Genomic DNA, 17197 nt, shown 5'->3' with positions numbered 1-17197 from the left:
GAACGCACCGCGCGCCCCGTCCCCGGGAGAACCGGGCGCGGGGCGCTGCTGTGTACCGGGCGGCCGTGCTCGGCGGCCGGTCGTGTCGGGCTGCCGGGGCGTCAGGCCGCCAGGGCCGCGGCCTTGATCGCGGAGATGTCGAAGGTCAGCTTCACCTTGTCGCTCACCATCACGCCGCCGGTCTCCAGCGCCGCGTTCCAGGTCAGGCCCCAGTCGGAGCGCAGGATGTCCGCGCTGCCCTCGAAGCCGACGCGCTCGTTGCCGTAGACGTCGGTGGCGGAGCCGTTGAACTCCAGGTCGATGGAGAGGGGACGCGTGACGTCCTTGATGGTCAGGTCGCCGGTGATCCGGTACGCCTCGCCGCCCAGCTGCTCGGCCTTCGTCGAGCGGAACGTCATCAGGGGGAACGTCTCGGCGTCGAAGAAGTCGCCGCTGACCAGGTGGCCGTCGCGGTCGGCGATGCCGGTGTCGACACTGGCGATCTTCACGTCGATGGAGGCGGAGGAGTTCGCCGGGTCCGTGCCGTCCACCACCAGGGTGCCCTCGTGCTCGCCGAAGGAGCCGCGCACGTTCGTGACCATCGCGTGGCGCACGGTGAAGCCGATGCTGCTGTGCGAGGGGTCGATGGTGTACGTGCCGGTCAGGGCGGCCAGCGCCGGGTCCACCGCGGGGGCCTCGGTGACGGTGGGGGCGGCGGTCGACTTGCGGGTGAACAGAGCCATGGCTCCTCCTCGGGGATGCGCTACGGGGGACGGATCGAGTGGTGCCGAAGGTGTTGTTCAACCTTCAACAAGTTCGACTGTAACCCCATCTAGTTCAAAGTTCAACATCTGGGATCCGGGCATCCGCGTGCGCGGGCCGGGCTGAGCGCCGCAACCGGCCGGACAGGCCGCCTGCGGCGCTCAGCCGACTTCAGGCACGCGAACCCGTTCGCGCCGCCGCGCACGGCTCGGCGGGCTGTTCAGTCCCGGTGACCGGCCCGGAGGATCCGGTCGACGATCTGCGCGGCGCGCTGCGGCTGCTCCTCGAACCATCGGCCGAGGTGTTCACGGACAGCCTCCCCGACACAACCGCGCACCTCGGTGTTGCCCAGCAACTCGCGCGTGGCGCCGAGGTATTCGGGGTGGTCGAGTTTCACCGACACGACTGCCGTGAGGCCATCGCCGATCCGGTCGGCCCAGGGAGCGTCGTCCCCTGCCGGCAGCCCTCGTTCACGCGCGTACGCGGTGACCGCCGCCGCCACTCCGTCCCGGAAGCCGTCCACGTGCGTGCCGCCCTGGCGAGTGGCCCAGCTGTTGGTGAAGCCGCGTACGTGCTCCGGGTGGGAGCCGCTCCACAGCAGGGCCACCTCCATCGTCCCCGCCATCCGCGGATCCTCGTGCTCGAAGCCGATGATGTCCGGAGGGAGGAAGGGCCCGGTCTCCGCGTCGAGGGCGGCCACGAAGTCCCGCACGCCGTCCGGAAACCGGAAGCTGACCGCCCGGGCCCCGCCCGCCGGGCGCTCGTCGGTCAACGAGATCCCCAGGCCCCGGTTGAGGTAGGACACCTGCCGGAAACGCTCCGCCAGCACGGCGAACGAGCACCGCGTCGTCTCGAAGAGCTCCGTGTCGGGCCAGAAGGCGATGACCGTCCCGCTTCCGGCTGTCGGCTCCGTGGCGACGGGCCGGGCGACCGCGACGCCGCGCGCGTACTCCTGGACCCGACGCGTTCCCCCGTGCCGCACCTCGACCGTCAGCCTGCTCGACAGAACGTTGGGCACGAAGAGCCCCGCACGGTCGACAGGGCTCAGGTGCGCGATGCGCCGACCACCGCGTCCGGCGGCGGGCATACCGGTCAGCAGCGCTTCGAGACCGCTGCCGCCGGTCTTCCCGTCGGCCGCGAAGGGAACCTCGGGCCCCCCGTCGGCGACCCGCACTCCGCCGTCCTGGGTCAGCGTGACATCGACGGCGCCGCCTTCGCGGTCGGCCAGGACACGGTTCACGGACCAGCCCACGACCTGGAACACCAACTCGTGCAGCCCGTATGCGCCCGTCGAGCCAACCCACATACCGGGCCGCTTCCGAACGGCTTCCCGCCCCTCCAGCGCCTCGATCTCGACACCGCCGTACCCCGTCCTCTTCCCGCTCACGAAGACCCCTCCCATGGTGCTCGGTAGATGTCCGCAGCCTATGCAGAATCCATGAAAACGCCAGGTCACAGGTGTTTTGGTGAAGCCGTGAGCGGGTGGGTGGGAGCGTGCCGGGAAGCAGGCGGCCAGGCGGGCCCGGACCGCGCCCGGAGCACGGCCGCGGCCCCGCCGAAGCCGCGTACGCCCTCACTCCGGGCACCCCTGAGGCCGCTCGTTCCATCGTCGGCGGGTGGACGGGCACCGAGGCTCGACGCAGTGGACCACCGGGCGCGCATCAACCGCCGTGAGAGGCGCCGTGCCGTAGCGACACGACACGGCAAACTCGCGGTTCGCTGCGGAAAAGCTGGGCTCGGGGGGCGCGGAAACTATCTGCCGATGGAACCGTCGGCCTGCTCACGGAGGATGTCGGCGTGACCCGCGTGGCGAGCCGTCTCTTCGATCATGTGGATCAGCACCCATCGCATCGATCGCACGACGGCCGCTCTGCCGGCCGATCGAGCACAGGGGACGGCCGAGACACTCGGTCACGGTGGCGCAGGGCCCCGCCACCCCCAGCGGTCCCCCAGAAGTCCCCCAGAGGCTGAGGTGCCGCGCCCTCTGGCGGACGCGCGTAGAACTCGGGCACTATCTCCCTGCCCGGCGTGCGCAGCCCCGCGTCCGTACGCCCCCTGATTTGTCATGAGCAGGAGGAATCCCCCATGGTGACCCGTCCACGATTCCGCTCCGCCCTCACCGCCCTGGCTCTCGTCCTCGGCGCCCTCTTCGTGCCCGGTATCGGCGCTCTCGGCAGCGGTGCCACCGAGGCGCACGCCGTGACCAAGCTGACGCACGCGCAGGCGACCTCCCGGTTCAGCTCGTCCGGGATCACCTGGTCGTCCTCCGGTGGCTGCTCCAACCGGAACGTTTCCACGTGCACGTCGTTCGACCAGCTCAACCTGGCGAGCGCCCAGGGCGCGCAGACCCTCAAGAGCGCCACCGGCTGCGCGCTCAACATCACCGGCGGTACGGAGACCGGGCACGCCGGCGGCACGTACTCCCACTGGAACGGCTACAAGCTCGACTTCTCCAAGAGCACCTGCGTGAACAACTACGTCACCGGCACCTTCACCTACATCGGCACGCGGGGCGACGGCGCGCGCCAGTACCGGTCCGGCTCCGGCAACATCTACGCGGACGAGGGCAACCACTGGGACGTGACGTACTACAACTGCGGCGGCTGCTGACGGCGGAAGCCCCAGGGCCGCCCCACGCCGGGGCGGCCCCCACCGCCCCATGGAACCGGGTATTCCGCTGTTACGGGATCCGCCTACGGGATCGGGTCCGCGTCCGGGCCCTCCTGCTCCAGCAGGTCCCGGGCGAAGTCCTCCCACTGCGCGTACCGGTCCGGGTGCGCCGACCGCTGGACCGCCTGGCACACCTCGCCCGGCTCCATCGACTCCCAGCCGTCGATCTGGAGCAGCCCCGGGTTGGCGCTGGGCGAGGGCAGCCCGTAGAAGGACTTCGACGCGGTCGGCACATGGGTGATCTGCGCCGGCGTGCCCCAGCCCATGCTGGGACGCTGCTGGAAGACCCCGAGCGAGTCATGGTCGACCGCAGAGGTGTAGTTGACGAACTTCGACTCCTGCATGGCCGTCATCAGCGCGATGACCTGGGCCTCCTCGGAGAGCTCCGCTCCCTTCCCGACGCCGATGACCGTCCGGGCGTGGGCGAGCTGCTCCGGGCCGAGGTCGGCCACGGCGGCGAAGAACATCCGCAGCTCGCTGTCCGGGGCCGACCTGAGCAGCTGCGCGGTGGCGGTGTCCACCCGGCCCGTCGCGGGCAGGCCGTAGCTCTGCTGGAAGGCGCGCAGGCCGTGCGCGCCGGGGGCCTGTGGGGCGGGGGACGGCGGTGGCGCGGGGTCGGCGTGCGCCGGAGCCGCTGCGGTGAGCAGGAATCCGGCGGCGACCGCCGCGAGCATGCGGCGGGGGAGACGGTTCATTCGCATACGGAACCGTCCCGGGGCGCCGGAGCGAAGTCAAGGGCGCCACACAACATGTCAATTGATGAGGTATCGGATGGCCCGAAGGTGTCGGTCGGCCGGGCCTGCGTGTGCCCCCGCCCGCAGGAACAGGGGGCGGAGGCACACTCGCCTACCGGGCGGGCGTCAGGAGCCCACGGTCACCGTGAAGCGGCGCGGGTTCCCGTCGTGCGCCGCGCCCGAGACGTCCGGCTCACCGTCCGGGCGGACGTCGTCGTACGGGAACGCGTAACCGATCGGGCTGTTCGCGTGGACCACCCGGGACCAGTGGTTGGTGACGGTTCCCTTGTAGTAGTCCGCCGTCGACGTGCCGTTCGGCTGGCTCGGGTGGCTCAGCATGATCGAGCGGTTGAAGCCCGCCGCCAGCCGGGCCAGGATCGCCTTCTTGTCGTCGGAGTCGCCCGGGTTGTTGGTGAACGGGCCGTGGTTGCAGGTGAAGATGTCCCTCGTCTGCGGCTTGACGAAGGTGTGGCCGCCCTCGAAGGTCAGCGTGTCCCCGCTGACCCGGCCGGCCAGCGTGCCCCGGCCGCCCTGGAGGTCGATGCGCAGGTCCTCGGAGCGGTACTTCTCCCAGACCTCGTCGATCTGCGCGGTGAACAGGTCCCGGAACGGCATCTCGGCGGGCCGGTCGAAGTACGGGGCCATGATGTTCTGCGGCGAGACGACCCGCAGGACGCTGCCGTCGCCGCTCCGGGTGATCAGCTTGTCCCACGGCTGCCCGTCGGCGGCGGCCTGGGCGGTGAGGTCGTCCGCGATCCGCTGCACCGCTCCCTCGGGGTGCGGCGCGACGACGTGCGTCCCGTCGCCCTCCAGCGTGATCCCGATCGGGAGGGCGGTGATCAGGTCCACGTAACTGATGTTGGAGTACAGCTGCTGCGTGTTGAAGGTGAACTCGCAGAACGACCAGGTGCGCCCGTAGTTGGGGTCCGTGGGCGTCGCGAACGCGGGCTCCACCAGCGAGGGGCCCGGGTTGAGGTAGAAGTCCAGCTTGGCGTCGCGGACGAAGTAGACCCGCGCCCCGTACATCTGCGGCAGGGTCAGCACGACCGGGCCCGCGCCCGCGCCCTTGAGCGGGATCGCGCAGTCGACGGGCAGCGGCGTCTGCGGGGCGCCGGGCGAGTCGGGGCGGTAGACGCCGCCGTCCGGCCTGAGCAGCACCCAGCGGTCGGTGCCCAGCTCGCGGCCGGTCACATACGCGTGCGCCGTGCCCGGCAACGACTTGTTCTCCAGGGCCAGTTCGCAGGTCGCGGGGGCCGCGGAGGCGCGGGGGCTCAGAGCGGTGCCCCAGGCGGGGTACGTGAGCGCCGCGGCCGAGGCGGCGGCGCCGGTCAGGAACATTCGGCGTGAGATCACGAGGGGACTCCCGAGGTGGTGGGGGGCCGCAGGCGGGGGTGGGGGGTGGCGCGTGGAGGTGCGGGACCGTGGGGGTGCCTGCGGTGCGCACCACTCTCGCGAGGAGCGGAACGAGCGTCAAGACTTGTGACTGAGAGCGCTCTCAAAAATGCCGGGTCTTCACAACTCGACGCCCGGAAGCGGTACTTGCCGGAACCGAGCGGGTGCGAACCGTGACCGCCCGGGGGCGTCGGCGGCCAAGAGGTGAACGAGGCCCCGGCTCGCCGCGCACCGTCCTGACTTGGACTAACGCACCGGGGTTGTTGGACGGAGTCGGCCCCCGGAGCCGAAGTTCGTTGACGATGTCCGGACACGGCGACTACTCAGGGGCCATGTCGCCAAGATTCCCTCGCCCCGGCCTGGTCGCCGCGGCCTCAGCAGCCGTCCTGGCGCTCGTGGGGACCGCCCTCCCCGCCGCAGCCGCCGATCCGTCCCCCACCCCGGCCGGGGCGGCGGAGTCCGCCGGATCCGCCGTCATCGGATCCGACCGGCTCGCCGTCGCCGTCGCCGACGACTTCCCGCGCGTCCTGTCGTACACCGACCGGGCGAGCGGCGAGCAGCTGCTCGGCAGCGTCAGGCCGGTCACCGCCGTCACCCTCAACGGGACCGCCCGCCCGGTGAAGCTGAAAGGCAAGCCGAAGATCACCCGATCCGCCGCCCGCTACACGCTCGCCTTCGACTCCCTGCCGGGCGTCGAGATCGACGCCTCGCTCACCGTCTCCGGGCGGGCCACCACGTTCCGGGTGACCGCCGTCCGCGACACCGCGGCGTTCCGGGTCGGGACCATCGACATTCCCGGGCACGACCTGATCTCGGTCGGCTCCGCCGAGGCCGGGGCCGCCACCGCGTTCACGAAGCTCGACCCGGACTCCACCCGCACCGCCGACGTCTTCGCGAGGATCACCGGGGAGACGAAGCCCGATTCCGCGCCCGTCGGGGCCAGTTACGCGATCCTCAACAACGGCTCGCTCGCCGCGGCGATCGAGTCCAACTCCTCGTACGACAAGCCCGCCGGGGCCACCGGCGGCGACGACGCCCGCTTCTGGCACCAGGCGCGCACCGAGGAGGGCGGCGGCGTCCGGGTCGGCGTCTGGTCCGGCCAGTGGACCTACCGGGGCGAGGGCGCGCCGAAGCCCGAGAGCGGCGAGAACCTGCCGTGGGCCAAGGTCGTCGTCACCCCCGACGCCAACGGCGACAGGGCCGTCGACTGGCAGGACGGAGCCGTCACCTTCCGCACCATCGGCGTCACCGCGCCCGGCAGCGAGGAGACCGCGAACCGGGTCGTCACCCACATCCCGTTCAACTTCGCCAGCCAGGCCACCCACCCGTTCCTGCGCACCCTCGACGACGTCAAGCGGATCTCGAAGACCACCGACGGCCTCGGCCAGCTCGCCGTCCTCAAGGGGTACGGCTCCGAGGGCCACGACTCCGCCCACCCGGACTACGGCGGCAACTACAACAAGCGGGCCGGCGGGCTGAAGGACCTCAACACCCTGCTTGAGGACGGCGAGAAGTGGGGCGCCGACTTCGGCGTCCACGTGAACGCCACCGAGTCCTACCCGGAGGCCAACGCCTTTTCCGAGCAGCTCGTCGACAAGACGAAGCCCGGCTGGAACTGGCTCAACCAGAGCTACTACATCGACCAGCGCCGCGACATCAACAGCGGCGACCTGGAGAAGCGCTTCCAGCAACTGCGCGACGAGACCGACGAGAACCTCGACTTCCTCTACATCGACGTCTACTACAGCCACGGCTGGATCGCCGACAAGACGATCCAGGCCGTACAGAAGCAGGGCTGGACCGTCGGCACCGAGTGGGCCGACAAGTTCGAGCGCGCCTCGCTCTGGTCGCACTGGGCCAACGACCTCAACTACGGCGGGGCCACCAACAAGGGCCTGAACTCGCAGATCATCCGGTTCATCCGCAACGGCGAGAAGGACATCTGGAACAACCACCCGGTCCTCGGCCAGAGCGCCCTGGAGGACTTCGAGGGCTGGACCGGCGAGACCGACTGGAACGCCTTCACCGCCAACATCTGGCAGAAGAACCTGCCCGCGAAATACCTCCAGCAGCAGCGGATCACCCGCTGGGACGGCAACGACATCACCTTCACCGGCGGGGTGCGCGGCACGGTCGAGGACGGGAAGCGGACCTTCTACGACCAGGGCCGCAAGGTGCTCAGCGGCACCGACTACCTGCTGCCGTGGGACGGCGGCAAGAAGCTCTACCACTACAGCGAGACCGGCGGGACCAGCAGCTGGGAGGTGCCCGGCAAGGGCCCGTACACCGTCTACGAGCTGTCCGACAACGGCCGGAAGAAGGTCGCCACCGTCCGCCCGGCGAACGGGAGGATCACCCTCACCGCCGCCCCCGGACAGGCCTACGTCCTCTACCCCCACCGTGCGCCGAAGGAGGCGCAGGCCTCCTGGGGGAAGGGGACCGGGCTGAAGGACCCCGGCTTCAACGACCGTGACCTGAAGGGCTGGACGAAGACCGGCACCGCCGTCCGCGACACCGACGAGCAGGGCCGCAACAGCGCCGAGCTCTCCGGCTCGGGCCCGGCCGCGCTCTCCCAGACCGTCACCGGGCTCAAGCCCGGCAAGCGCTACACCGCCTCCGCCCTGATCGAGGTCGAGCCCGGCGCGAGCCGGCGCACGGTGGTGAGCGCGGGCGGGAACGCGGTGACCGTCGAGCGCTCCACGGCCGAGGACTTCGTCGCCGCCTCCGACTGGCACGGCACCTACTTCCAGCGAGCCAAAATCAACTTCACCGCCCCCGCGAACGGTCGCACCACCCTGCGCATCGAGGCGGCGGCCGGATCCACGGCGAAGGTCCGCGCCGATGACGTACGGATCGTCGAGAACGCCCCCGCGACCCGCACCGGCACGGTGGCGTACGAGGACTTCGAGGCCGTCGACCAGGGCTGGGGCCCCTTCCTCAAGGGCGACGCGGGCGGCTCCACCGACCCCCGCACCAGCATCTCGCAGCTCCACGCCCCGTACACCCAGTCCGGCTGGAACGGGAAGCTGGTCGACGACGTGCTCGCAGGGAAGGAGTCCCTCAAGGCCCACGAGGAGAACACCGGGCTCGTCTACCGCACCGCCCCCTGGACCGTCCCGATGAAGGACGGACACCGGTACGAGATCGCGTTCGACTACCAGTCCAGCCACGCCGGGGCCTACAGCTGGGTGGAGGGCTACGACCGGGCCGCCGACGGCAAGGCCTCCTCGACCGAGACCCGGGCCACCCCGATCGGGCAGCAGCACACCACCGGGAAGTTCAGCCGGACGCTCACCGCGGGCTGCGGCGACACCTGGACCGGGCTGCGCAAGCTGCCCGGAGCACCCGAGGGCGCGGACTTCGTGCTCGACGGCTTCACCGTGACCGACCTCGGACCGGCCCCCGCCGGACAGGAGGCCGTCTGCGGCACGCTCGCCGTGGCCGCCGCCGCCGAGACCCTGGAGCCGGGCACCCCGAACACGGTGAAGGCGACCTTCGGCAACGACGAGGCGAGCGCCGCCACCGGCGTGGAGCTCGCACTGACCGTGCCCGAGGGCTGGAAGGCCGAACCCGTGGGCCCGGTCGTCTTCGACTCGGTCGCCCCGGGCGCGAAGGCCACCGGCAGCTGGCGGGTCACCCCGCCGGTCGACGCCCCCTACGACACGTACGCGCTGGACGCGCAGGCCACGTACACCGTCGGGGGAGCGGCCAGGACGCTCGGCGCGGGAACCTCCGTCCGTACGCTCCCGCCGCCGCCCACCGCGGACAGCTGGGCCGGCGACCTCGACTGGACCGCCTCGCAGAACGGCTGGGGTCCGGTCGAGCGCGACCGCTCCAACGGGGAGTCCGGGGCCGGTGACGGCGGTCCCCTGAAGATCGGCGGCGTCGCCTACGCCAAGGGCCTGGGCACGCACGCCCCGGCGAAGATCCGCTACTACCTGGGCGGGAAGTGCACCTCCTTCACCGCCGAGGTGGGCGTGGACGACGTCCAGGCCACCCGGGGCAGTGTGCGGTTCTCGGTCACCGCCGACTCCACGGAGAAGGTGGCGTCGCCGGTGCTGGGGGCGGCCGACCCCGCCTGGAAGCTCACCGCCGACGTCACCGGCGCGAAGTACGTCGAGCTGATCGTCCAGGACGGCGGCGACGGCAACGGCAACGACCACGCCGATTGGGGCGACGCCCGCTTCCACTGCGGAGGCTGACCGCCGTCCGCCCGGCTTCCCGGGAACGGTGGACGGCAGGGGTGATGTGCCGCGTCATACTGAGGGGGCCCACGTGGGCCCCCTCAGGGGCATGTGGCCCCACGGCACACCCCCTCTTGTGGAGTCTTCACAACCGGAAGCGGCGTTTCGCTGGTGGATCGCGTGCACGGCAGCGTGGTTCTGTTCACTCCCACCACGAAACCGGCCAGGAGACTGTACGGAGTCGACGGCACGATTTCTGGGTCGGGGTTCGTAGGGTCAGTACATGACCGTTGTGGACGAAACCCAGGGCCGGCCGAACGACGCCCGAGGCCGGGTGGCCGAACTGCTGGCCCTGCGCGAGCAGGCGCGGCGCGGACCGAGCGAGCGGGCGACCGAGGCGCAGCACGCCAAGGGGAAGCTGACCGCCCGGGAGCGGATCGAACTGCTGCTGGACCCGGGTTCGTTCAAGGAGGTCGAGCAGCTGCGCCGGCACCGGGCGACCGGTTTCGGCCTGGAGGCGAAGAAGCCGTACACCGACGGTGTCATCACCGGCTGGGGCACGGTCGAGGGCCGCACGGTCTTCGTGTACGCGCACGACTTCCGGATCTTCGGCGGGGCGCTGGGCGAGGCGCACGCCACGAAGATCCACAAGATCATGGACATGGCCATCTCGGCCGGCGCTCCGCTGGTGTCGCTGAACGACGGCGCCGGGGCCCGTATCCAGGAGGGTGTCTCGGCGCTCGCGGGCTACGGCGGCATCTTCCAGCGCAACACCCGGGCGTCCGGTGTGATCCCGCAGATCAGCGTGATGCTCGGCCCGTGCGCGGGCGGCGCCGCCTACAGCCCCGCGCTGACCGACTTCGTGTTCATGGTCCGTGAGACCTCGCAGATGTTCATCACCGGACCGGACGTCGTGAAGGCGGTCACCGGCGAGGAGATCACCCAGAACGGACTCGGCGGCGCGGACGTGCACGCCGAGATCTCGGGCGTCGCGCACTTCGCGTACGACGACGAGGAGACCTGCATCGCCGAGGTCCGCTACCTCATCGGGATGCTGCCCTCCAACAACCGCGAGAACCCGCCGACTGTGGAGAGCGACGACCCCGCCGACCGGCGCGGCGACGTCCTGCTGGACCTCGTCCCGGCCGACGGCAACCGCCCGTACGACATGCACAAGGTGATCGAGGAGCTCGTCGACGACGGCGACTACCTGGAGATCCACGAGCGCTGGGCCCGCAACATCATCTGCGCGATGGCCCGCCTGGACGGCCAGGTCGTCGGCATCGTCGCCAATCAGCCGCAGGCGCTGGCGGGCGTGCTGGACATCGAGGCCTCCGAAAAGGCCGCACGTTTCGTCCAGATGTGCGACGCTTTCAACATCCCGATCATCACTCTTCTGGACGTCCCCGGCTTCCTGCCGGGCGTGGACCAGGAGCACGGTGGGATCATCCGCCACGGAGCGAAGCTGCTCTACGCCTACTGCAACGCCACCGTGCCGCGGATCTCGCTGATCCTGCGGAAGGCCTACGGAGGCGCGTACATCGTCATGGACTCCCAGTCCATCGGGGCCGACCTCACCTACGCCTGGCCCACCAACGAGATTGCGGTGATGGGCGCCGAGGGCGCGGCCAACGTCATCTTCCGCCGGCAGATCGCCGACGCCGAGGACCCCGAAGCCATGCGCACCCGCATGGTCAAGGAGTACAAGTCCGAGCTGATGCACCCCTACTACGCGGCCGAGCGCGGCCTCGTCGACGACGTCATCGACCCCGCCGAGACCCGCGAGGTGCTCATCGCCTCGCTCGCCATGCTCCGCAACAAGCACGCCGACCTGCCGTCCCGCAAGCACGGCAACCCCCCGCAGTAGTCACCTCCGCAGCGGTGCGATCCGCCGCACGGTCCACGACATCCTGCCGAGAAGACGGAGACACCCCACCATGAGCCTGACGTCCGCCGAGTCCGTCCTGCGCGTCGAGAAGGGGCACGCCGACCCCGAGGAGCTGGCGGCCATCACCGCCGTCCTGATGGCCCGCGCCGCCGCCCAGCCCGCCGCCCCCGCCCACCGCGGCCGTGACACCGCCGGCTGGCGGCGCCTGGAGCGCACGCCGGGCTTCCGTGCCCCGCACAGCTGGCAGGGCTGACCCCCTCGGGACCGTACGAAGAAGGGCCCCGCACTCCTCCGAGGAGTGCGGGGCCCTTCTCCGTACGGTCCGGCGGCCTAGCGCAGCCGCGCCATCAGCGCGTGCTCGACCAGCGTGATGAGCGCGCTCTTGGCGTCCGCGCGGTGCCGGGCGTCCGTCGTCAGGATCGGGGTGTCCGGCCCGATCTGGAGTGCCTCGCGTACTTCGTCGGGGGTGTAGGGCTGGTGCCCGTCGAAGCCGTTGAGGGCGATGACGAAGGGGAGCCCGCTGTTCTCGAAGTAGTCGACGGCGGGGAAGCAGTCGGCGAGGCGGCGGGTGTCGACGAGGACGACGGCGCCGATGGCGCCGCGTACCAGGTCGTCCCACATGAACCAGAAGCGGTCCTGGCCGGGCGTACCGAAGAGGTACAGGATCAGGTCCTGGTCCAGGGTGATGCGTCCGAAGTCCATGGCCACCGTCGTGGTGGTCTTGTCCCCGGTGTGGGTCAGATCGTCGATGCCCGCCGAGGCGGACGTCATCACGGCTTCGGTGCGCAGCGGGTTGATCTCCGAAACGGCACCGACAAACGTGGTCTTACCCACGCCGAAGCCCCCTGCCACCACGATCTTCGCCGAGGTAGTGGAGCGGGCCGCTCCGCCGCTAGAGCTTGCGAAGTCCACTGAGCACCCTTTCGAGCAGTGTCACATCTGGCTGGCCGCCGGCGGCCTCGTCGCCGCCGGGCTGATGGATAGCGACGAGTCCGGCCTCGGCCAGGTCGGCGACGAGGATCCGGGCAACGCCGAGAGGGATCGAGCAGAGGGCCGAGATCTCGGCCACCGACTTGATCTCGATGCAGAGCCGGCAGATCCGCTGGTGCTCGGGCAACTGCCCTTGCAGCCGGGACAGATCGGCCGTGGTGCTGACCAGCGCCTCGATGGCGAGCTGGTAACGCGGTCGGGTCCGGCCGCCGGTCATGGCGTACGGACGGACCAGCGGGTTGTGCGCGGCGGGCTTGGCGGGCTCGGGAGCCCGCCGCTGCGGCACCGGCTGACTGCGCGGCTGCGGGGGTGCGTCGTACCGCTGGGGCTGCTGCGGTTGCTGCGGCCACCCCGCCCCCGGCTGCTGCGGGGGCCACTCGGACCCCTGCGCGCCGTGAGCACCCTGCTGCTGCTGGTGGTGCTGCGGCTCCTGGTATGGCTGGTACTGGCCTGGACCCTGCCCGCCAGATGCGGCGGGGAAGCCGAAACGGTTGTCACCGTGCTCACCCGGAACCCTGTGGTCACCGTTGTATGGGTGCCCGCCTGTGGGTGCTGCCACGTCTCCTCCTCCGACTGCCGGTCACCGATCCCAGTGGGGCCGCGCCACCGCACTTTATGGCGCGGTGGCGAGAAACGCACTGTCTGTCTGCTAGTTAAGAAGACTTCCCTGAAGTTCGGCGCGGAGGTCCGGAGTCAGGACACTGCCCGCGCGGTCCACCAGAAGGGCCATTTCGTACCCGACCAGACCGATATCGGCATCCGGGTGGGCCAGGACCGCGAGTGAGGACCCGTCGGAGATGGACATGAGGAAGAGGAATCCCCTCTCCATCTCCACAACGGTCTGATTCACGGCGCCGCCCTCGAAGATCCGCGAGGCGCCCGCGGTCAGCGACGTCAGACCGGAGGCGACGGCCGCCAGCTGGTCGGCACGGTCGCGCGGGAACCCCTCGGACATCGCCAGCAGGAGTCCGTCGGCGGAGACCACCACCGTGTGCGACACCCCGGGGGTGTTGTCCACGAAATTGGTGATCAACCAGTTGAGATTCTGCGCCGCCTGGCTCATCGGGCTCACACTAACGCTCCTGGTTGTAGGTGGTACTGGTGTCCGAACCCTCGCTGCGGCCGCGCTGGACCCCCCGCCGCAGGTTGCTCAACCTGCCGCGGACGTCCTCGGGCGCGCGGGAGACCTGTGGGCCGCCCTGCTGGGTCTGCTCCGCCGTGCCCTCGACCAAGTTGGCCTTGGGTACGCGCCGGGGGAGGCCGGAGGGGGTGATTCCGCCCGCCTTCGGCTCACGGAGCTTCTCGGCCCGCTCCCAGCGCTCGTCGTTCGTCGAGCGCCAGTCGTCGGTGCCGTCCCCGTCCGTCTGCGGGTCCTGCCGCTGTTCCTGCGGCGGCTGGGGCCCCGGTGCCGGATCGGGCTGGTCGTCGCCGCGGCCGCCGGGGCCGGGCTGCCAGTGCTGCTGAGCGCCGCGGCGCGGCAGACCGGCTTCGGTCAGCTCGTGGCCGACGTTCGGGGTGGGCCCCGGACGGTCGAAGCCTACGCGCTCCGAAGGCTCTGCGGGCGTGCTCGCAACAGATTCCGATTCGGCGGGAGCGATCGGCTCATAAGTGTTCTGGAAACCACTCTGAACAGGCCAATCATCCTGGTGGGACTGGTCCGGCGAAGCCGCGTACGGGTCGGCGTACTGACCCTGCTGAGCCTGCTGATCGGCATATGCCGATTCCGGATAACCGTCTCCCGGGTGCTGCTGCGCCTGCTGATCCCGCTGCTGCGCGTAACCGTCCCCGGCACCGTACTGCTGCTGCGGGTACGTCTCCTGGTACGGCTGCTGTGCCTGCTGCTGCCCGTACTGGTCCTTGCCGTAGTGATCGTCGGCGTAACCCTGTTGCCGCTGTCCGCCGTACGGGTCGCCCGCGTACGGCTCCTGCGCGTAGCCCTGCTGTTCCGGGGAGTTGTCACCGAACGGGCCGCCCGGGCCCGTCTGGGCCTCCAGGGCCGCCCTGCGCTCCTCGCGCATCAGCGAGCGGTTGACCGGGTCCAGCTGACCCGGGTCCGCCGGGGCCTCGTAGCGCGAGTCGTCGAAGCCGAGCTCCGCCGCCGTGCGCAGGGAGGCCTGCTGCGGCGCCGGCTCGAAGGCCGGCTGCTGCTGCTGCTCGGGGATGATCGAGGAGACGGTGAAGTCGTCCTGCCCGGAGCCCGGTTCGCCACCGCCACCGTGGGTGATGGCGTCCGGCAGCATGACCAGCGAGGTGGTCCCGGCCTGCTCGCCCGAGGGGCGCAGCTGGACCCGGATCCCGTGCCGGTCGGCCAGCCGGCCGACCACGAACAGGCCCATGCGCTGCGACACCGCGGCGTCCACGGTCGGCGGGTTGGCCAGCTTGTGGTTGATGTCGGCGAAGTCCTCGGCGGTGAGGCCGATGCCCTTGTCGTGGATCTCGACCATGACACGGCCGTCGGGCAGCCGGGTCGCGGTGACCTTGACCTTCGTCTGCGGCGAGGAGAACGTGGTGGCGTTCTCCAGCAGCTCGGCCAGCAGGTGCACGAGGTCGGTGACGGCCTGGCCGTGGATCTCGCTCTCCGGCACGCCGGTCAGCTGGATGCGCTCGTAGGACTCCACCTCGGAGGAGGCGGCCCGCAGGACGTCCACCAGCGGCACCGGCTGGTTCCAGCGGCGGCCGGGCTCCTCGCCCGCGAGGACGAGGAGGTTCTCGCCGTTGCGGCGCATACGGGTGGCCAGGTGGTCCAGCTTGAAGAGGCTCTCCAGCTGGTCCGGGTCGGCCTCGTTGTTCTCCAGGTCGGTGATGAGGGTCAGCTGGCCCTCGATGAGCGACTGGTTGCGGCGCGAGAGGTTCGTGAAGATCGCGTTGACGTTGCCCCGCAGCATGGCCTGCTCGGCGGCGAGCCGGACGGCCTCGCGGTGCACCTGGTCGAAGGCGCGGGCGACCTCGCCGATCTCGTCCCGCGTGGTGATCGGGATCGGCTGTACCCGGGTGTCGACCCGGCCCGGGTCGGTGCGCGAGAGCTGGTCGACGAGGGAGGGCAGCCGCTGCTCGGCGATGGAGAAGGCGGCGGTACGCAGTTGACGCATGGAGCGGCTCATCTGGCGGGCCATGAGCCCGGCCAGGATGAAGGCGGCCAGCAGCGCGATGACGACGATCAGGCCGTTGACGATGGCGTCGGTCTTGGCGTCGGAGGAGATGCTCGCGGCCTCGTCCACCGCCTTGGTGACCAGCTCGTCCTCGACGGTGGCGTACCCCTCGAACTTCGCGGTCGACGCGGCCATCCAGGTCGCGGGCGTGATGCCCTTGGCCGCCAGCTCCTCGGGGTCCTGGCCCTGGCCGATCTCCCGCACCATGCCGTCGAAGACCGAGCCGTCGATGCTCGGCGGGGCCACGAAGGGCTCGCCCGCGGCCTCGGCCTGCTCCTTGGCCGCCTTGAGCTGCTTGGCGCCCTCGGCGGCCTTGCCGGCCATCACCTGCTTGAGACGGTCGACATCCGCCTGGGTGCCGCCGGAGTTGAACTCGCCCAGCGCGATCTGCTCCAGGTAGTTGTACGAGCTGAAGGCCTTGACCTGCTCGTCGTACGTGCCCGGCTTCTTGCTCGGGCGCACCAGCAGGTGCATGCCGATCGAGCGCTGAAGCGATTCTGCAGCTTTGGACAGCTCGATCGCGTAGACGGTACGGCCGTAACTGGTGATGTTGCCGGTGCCGAGGCCGAGCTCGTTGGCGAACTGCATCAGGGAGTGCTGGACCTCGGTGTAGCCCTGTTCGGTCTTCACCGGGTCCAGGGCACCCGCGTAGGCGGCCTTGCGCAGCTCGGGGAGTTTGGGCTCCTCGGCCTTGAAGAGCTTCAGACGGCGCTCCAGGCCCGGCTTCGCGGGCATCCCCTCCACCGCGACGTCGAACTTCCGCGCCGCCTCGTCCGTGGTGGCCCGGGTCTGCTCGACCACATCGGCGTCGCGGTCGCCCGAGAGCAGCGGCTCGGCGGTGAGGTCCCGCTCGTTCAGGAGCGCCTGTCCGTAGTCGGACGCGGCGCGCACGACGACCGCGATCTTCTCGGCGTCCTGCGCCTCGCTCCAGGTGTCGATGGAGCCCTTCACCTGGAAGCCGCCCATGACGAGGCCGACCAGCACCGGGACCAGGAGGATCGCGTTCAGCCGGGTGGCCACCCGCCAGTTGCGCGGGGACATCCGGCTGGTGCTGCCACCACCGGTGGGCTCCGTGCCGGGCCCGTCCGCGGGGGAGGGCATAGCGCGCGAAGGCGGGGTGAAGTTGCCCCGCTCGGGCTGCGCCGCGGAGCCCTCGTTGCTTCGCCTCACTCGACCAACAACCTCTCGGCGTCGGCACCTACGCTGTGCCGGATTATTCGTTCAGGGCGGTCCTACTGGGGAGTTCGTCGCATTGCAGCACGGGGACCGGTCCCGTTCCAAACAGTCGGAATCAGCGATTCCGCGTGGCCCAGACCTCAGATAAAACGGGCATAAAGAGCGAGCCCCGTCAAAAGGCGGGGCTCATGTGAGCGCAGTGGCACCGAGTGGATGCGTCGGGTGGCGGCGTGGAGTCAATTCTCTCTCGAAACGTTATGAACACGGGGGCGG

At 70.5% G+C, this 17197-nt stretch carries 12 protein-coding genes and 1 pseudogene; 4 read left to right on the top strand and 9 right to left on the bottom strand.

Going from position 1 to position 17197, the window contains the following annotated elements:
• Positions 1-101 precede the first annotated feature (101 nt).
• From N7925_RS08710 to N7925_RS08700, 3 genes and pseudogenes are all read right to left on the bottom strand, one after another.
• Positions 102-722: a YceI family protein gene (locus tag N7925_RS08710; RefSeq protein ID WP_274343530.1), complete on the bottom strand. Its 621-nt coding sequence runs from the start codon at positions 720-722 to the stop codon at positions 102-104.
• A 239-nt stretch (positions 723-961) separates the two neighbouring features.
• On the bottom strand, positions 962-2128 hold the full coding sequence (locus tag N7925_RS08705; protein ID WP_274343529.1) for a DNA gyrase subunit B: 1167 nt from the start codon (positions 2126-2128) through the stop codon (positions 962-964).
• Between the two features lie 365 nt (positions 2129-2493).
• Positions 2494-2631, bottom strand: a pseudogene (locus tag N7925_RS08700) (mycothiol transferase); the annotation flags it as partial.
• Between the two features lie 195 nt (positions 2632-2826).
• Between N7925_RS08700 and N7925_RS08695 the strand changes: the two are divergent.
• Positions 2827-3351, top strand: coding sequence for a hypothetical protein (locus N7925_RS08695; protein WP_265599099.1), 525 nt, complete (start codon positions 2827-2829; stop codon positions 3349-3351).
• 83 nt (positions 3352-3434) lie between these two features.
• Here the strand turns inward: N7925_RS08695 and N7925_RS08690 are convergent, their stop codons facing one another.
• Both N7925_RS08690 and N7925_RS08685 read right to left on the bottom strand, forming a co-directional pair.
• Positions 3435-4106, bottom strand: a complete 672-nt coding sequence (locus N7925_RS08690; protein ID WP_443032143.1) for a peptidoglycan-binding domain-containing protein — start codon at positions 4104-4106, stop codon at positions 3435-3437.
• A gap of 165 nt (positions 4107-4271) precedes the next feature.
• Positions 4272-5483: a glycoside hydrolase family 64 protein gene (locus N7925_RS08685; RefSeq protein ID WP_274346426.1), complete on the bottom strand. Its 1212-nt coding sequence runs from the start codon at positions 5481-5483 to the stop codon at positions 4272-4274.
• A gap of 386 nt (positions 5484-5869) precedes the next feature.
• Here N7925_RS08685 and N7925_RS08680 point away from each other — a divergent pair, with 386 nt between their 5' ends.
• The 3 genes from N7925_RS08680 to N7925_RS08670 all read left to right on the top strand — a co-directional run bounded on the left by N7925_RS08680 (position 5870) and on the right by N7925_RS08670 (position 11862).
• Complete coding sequence (locus tag N7925_RS08680) at positions 5870-9739, top strand: endo-alpha-N-acetylgalactosaminidase family protein (protein ID WP_274343527.1); 3870 nt, start codon at positions 5870-5872, stop codon at positions 9737-9739.
• Between the two features lie 265 nt (positions 9740-10004).
• Positions 10005-11588 (top strand): acyl-CoA carboxylase subunit beta, encoded by a 1584-nt coding sequence (locus tag N7925_RS08675; protein ID WP_274343526.1) that lies wholly within the window; start codon positions 10005-10007, stop codon positions 11586-11588.
• A gap of 70 nt (positions 11589-11658) precedes the next feature.
• Positions 11659-11862 carry an acyl-CoA carboxylase subunit epsilon gene (locus N7925_RS08670; protein WP_030076048.1) on the top strand — a complete coding sequence of 68 codons (204 nt, stop codon included), beginning with the start codon at positions 11659-11661 and terminating at the stop codon, positions 11860-11862.
• Positions 11863-11939: 77 nt separating this feature from the next.
• Here N7925_RS08670 and N7925_RS08665 read toward each other — a convergent pair whose 3' ends face one another.
• The 4 genes from N7925_RS08665 to N7925_RS08650 all read right to left on the bottom strand — a co-directional run bounded on the left by N7925_RS08665 (position 11940) and on the right by N7925_RS08650 (position 16918).
• The gene (locus tag N7925_RS08665; RefSeq protein WP_014048542.1) at positions 11940-12521 is read right to left on the bottom strand and encodes a GTP-binding protein; all 582 of its coding nucleotides are present in this window, start codon (positions 12519-12521) and stop codon (positions 11940-11942) included.
• Positions 12502-13158, bottom strand: coding sequence for a DUF742 domain-containing protein (locus tag N7925_RS08660; protein ID WP_265599095.1), 657 nt, complete (start codon positions 13156-13158; stop codon positions 12502-12504). The genes N7925_RS08665 and N7925_RS08660 overlap by 20 nt, the downstream gene beginning before the upstream one ends.
• 90 nt (positions 13159-13248) lie before the next feature.
• Positions 13249-13662 carry a roadblock/LC7 domain-containing protein gene (locus N7925_RS08655; RefSeq protein WP_030125847.1) on the bottom strand — a complete coding sequence of 138 codons (414 nt, stop codon included), beginning with the start codon at positions 13660-13662 and terminating at the stop codon, positions 13249-13251.
• Positions 13663-13672: 10 nt separating this feature from the next.
• Positions 13673-16918: a sensor histidine kinase gene (locus N7925_RS08650; RefSeq protein ID WP_274343525.1), complete on the bottom strand. Its 3246-nt coding sequence runs from the start codon at positions 16916-16918 to the stop codon at positions 13673-13675.
• Between the last annotated feature and the right edge of the window lie 279 nt (positions 16919-17197).

It is taken from the genome of Streptomyces sp. CA-278952 (assembly GCF_028747205.1).
Taxonomy (GTDB): domain Bacteria; phylum Actinomycetota; class Actinomycetes; order Streptomycetales; family Streptomycetaceae; genus Streptomyces.
The sequence above is the reverse complement of the archived record's forward strand: the minus strand, read 5'-3'. Positions and strand labels throughout refer to the sequence as shown.

What these genes read in the sequence shown, in the direction of transcription:
- N7925_RS08655 (WP_030125847.1), bottom strand. Translation starts at nt 13,662, where the DNA reads ATGAGCCAGGCGGCGCAGAATCTCAACTGGTTGATCACCAATTTCGTG.
- N7925_RS08710 (WP_274343530.1), bottom strand. Translation starts at nt 722, where the DNA reads ATGGCTCTGTTCACCCGCAAGTCGACCGCCGCCCCCACCGTCACCGAG.
- N7925_RS08695 (WP_265599099.1), top strand. Translation starts at nt 2,827, where the DNA reads ATGGTGACCCGTCCACGATTCCGCTCCGCCCTCACCGCCCTGGCTCTC.
- N7925_RS08670 (WP_030076048.1), top strand. Translation starts at nt 11,659, where the DNA reads ATGAGCCTGACGTCCGCCGAGTCCGTCCTGCGCGTCGAGAAGGGGCAC.
- N7925_RS08680 (WP_274343527.1), top strand. Translation starts at nt 5,870, where the DNA reads ATGTCGCCAAGATTCCCTCGCCCCGGCCTGGTCGCCGCGGCCTCAGCA.
- N7925_RS08690 (WP_443032143.1), bottom strand. Translation starts at nt 4,106, where the DNA reads ATGAACCGTCTCCCCCGCCGCATGCTCGCGGCGGTCGCCGCCGGATTC.
- N7925_RS08675 (WP_274343526.1), top strand. Translation starts at nt 10,005, where the DNA reads ATGACCGTTGTGGACGAAACCCAGGGCCGGCCGAACGACGCCCGAGGC.
- N7925_RS08685 (WP_274346426.1), bottom strand. Translation starts at nt 5,483, where the DNA reads ATGTTCCTGACCGGCGCCGCCGCCTCGGCCGCGGCGCTCACGTACCCC.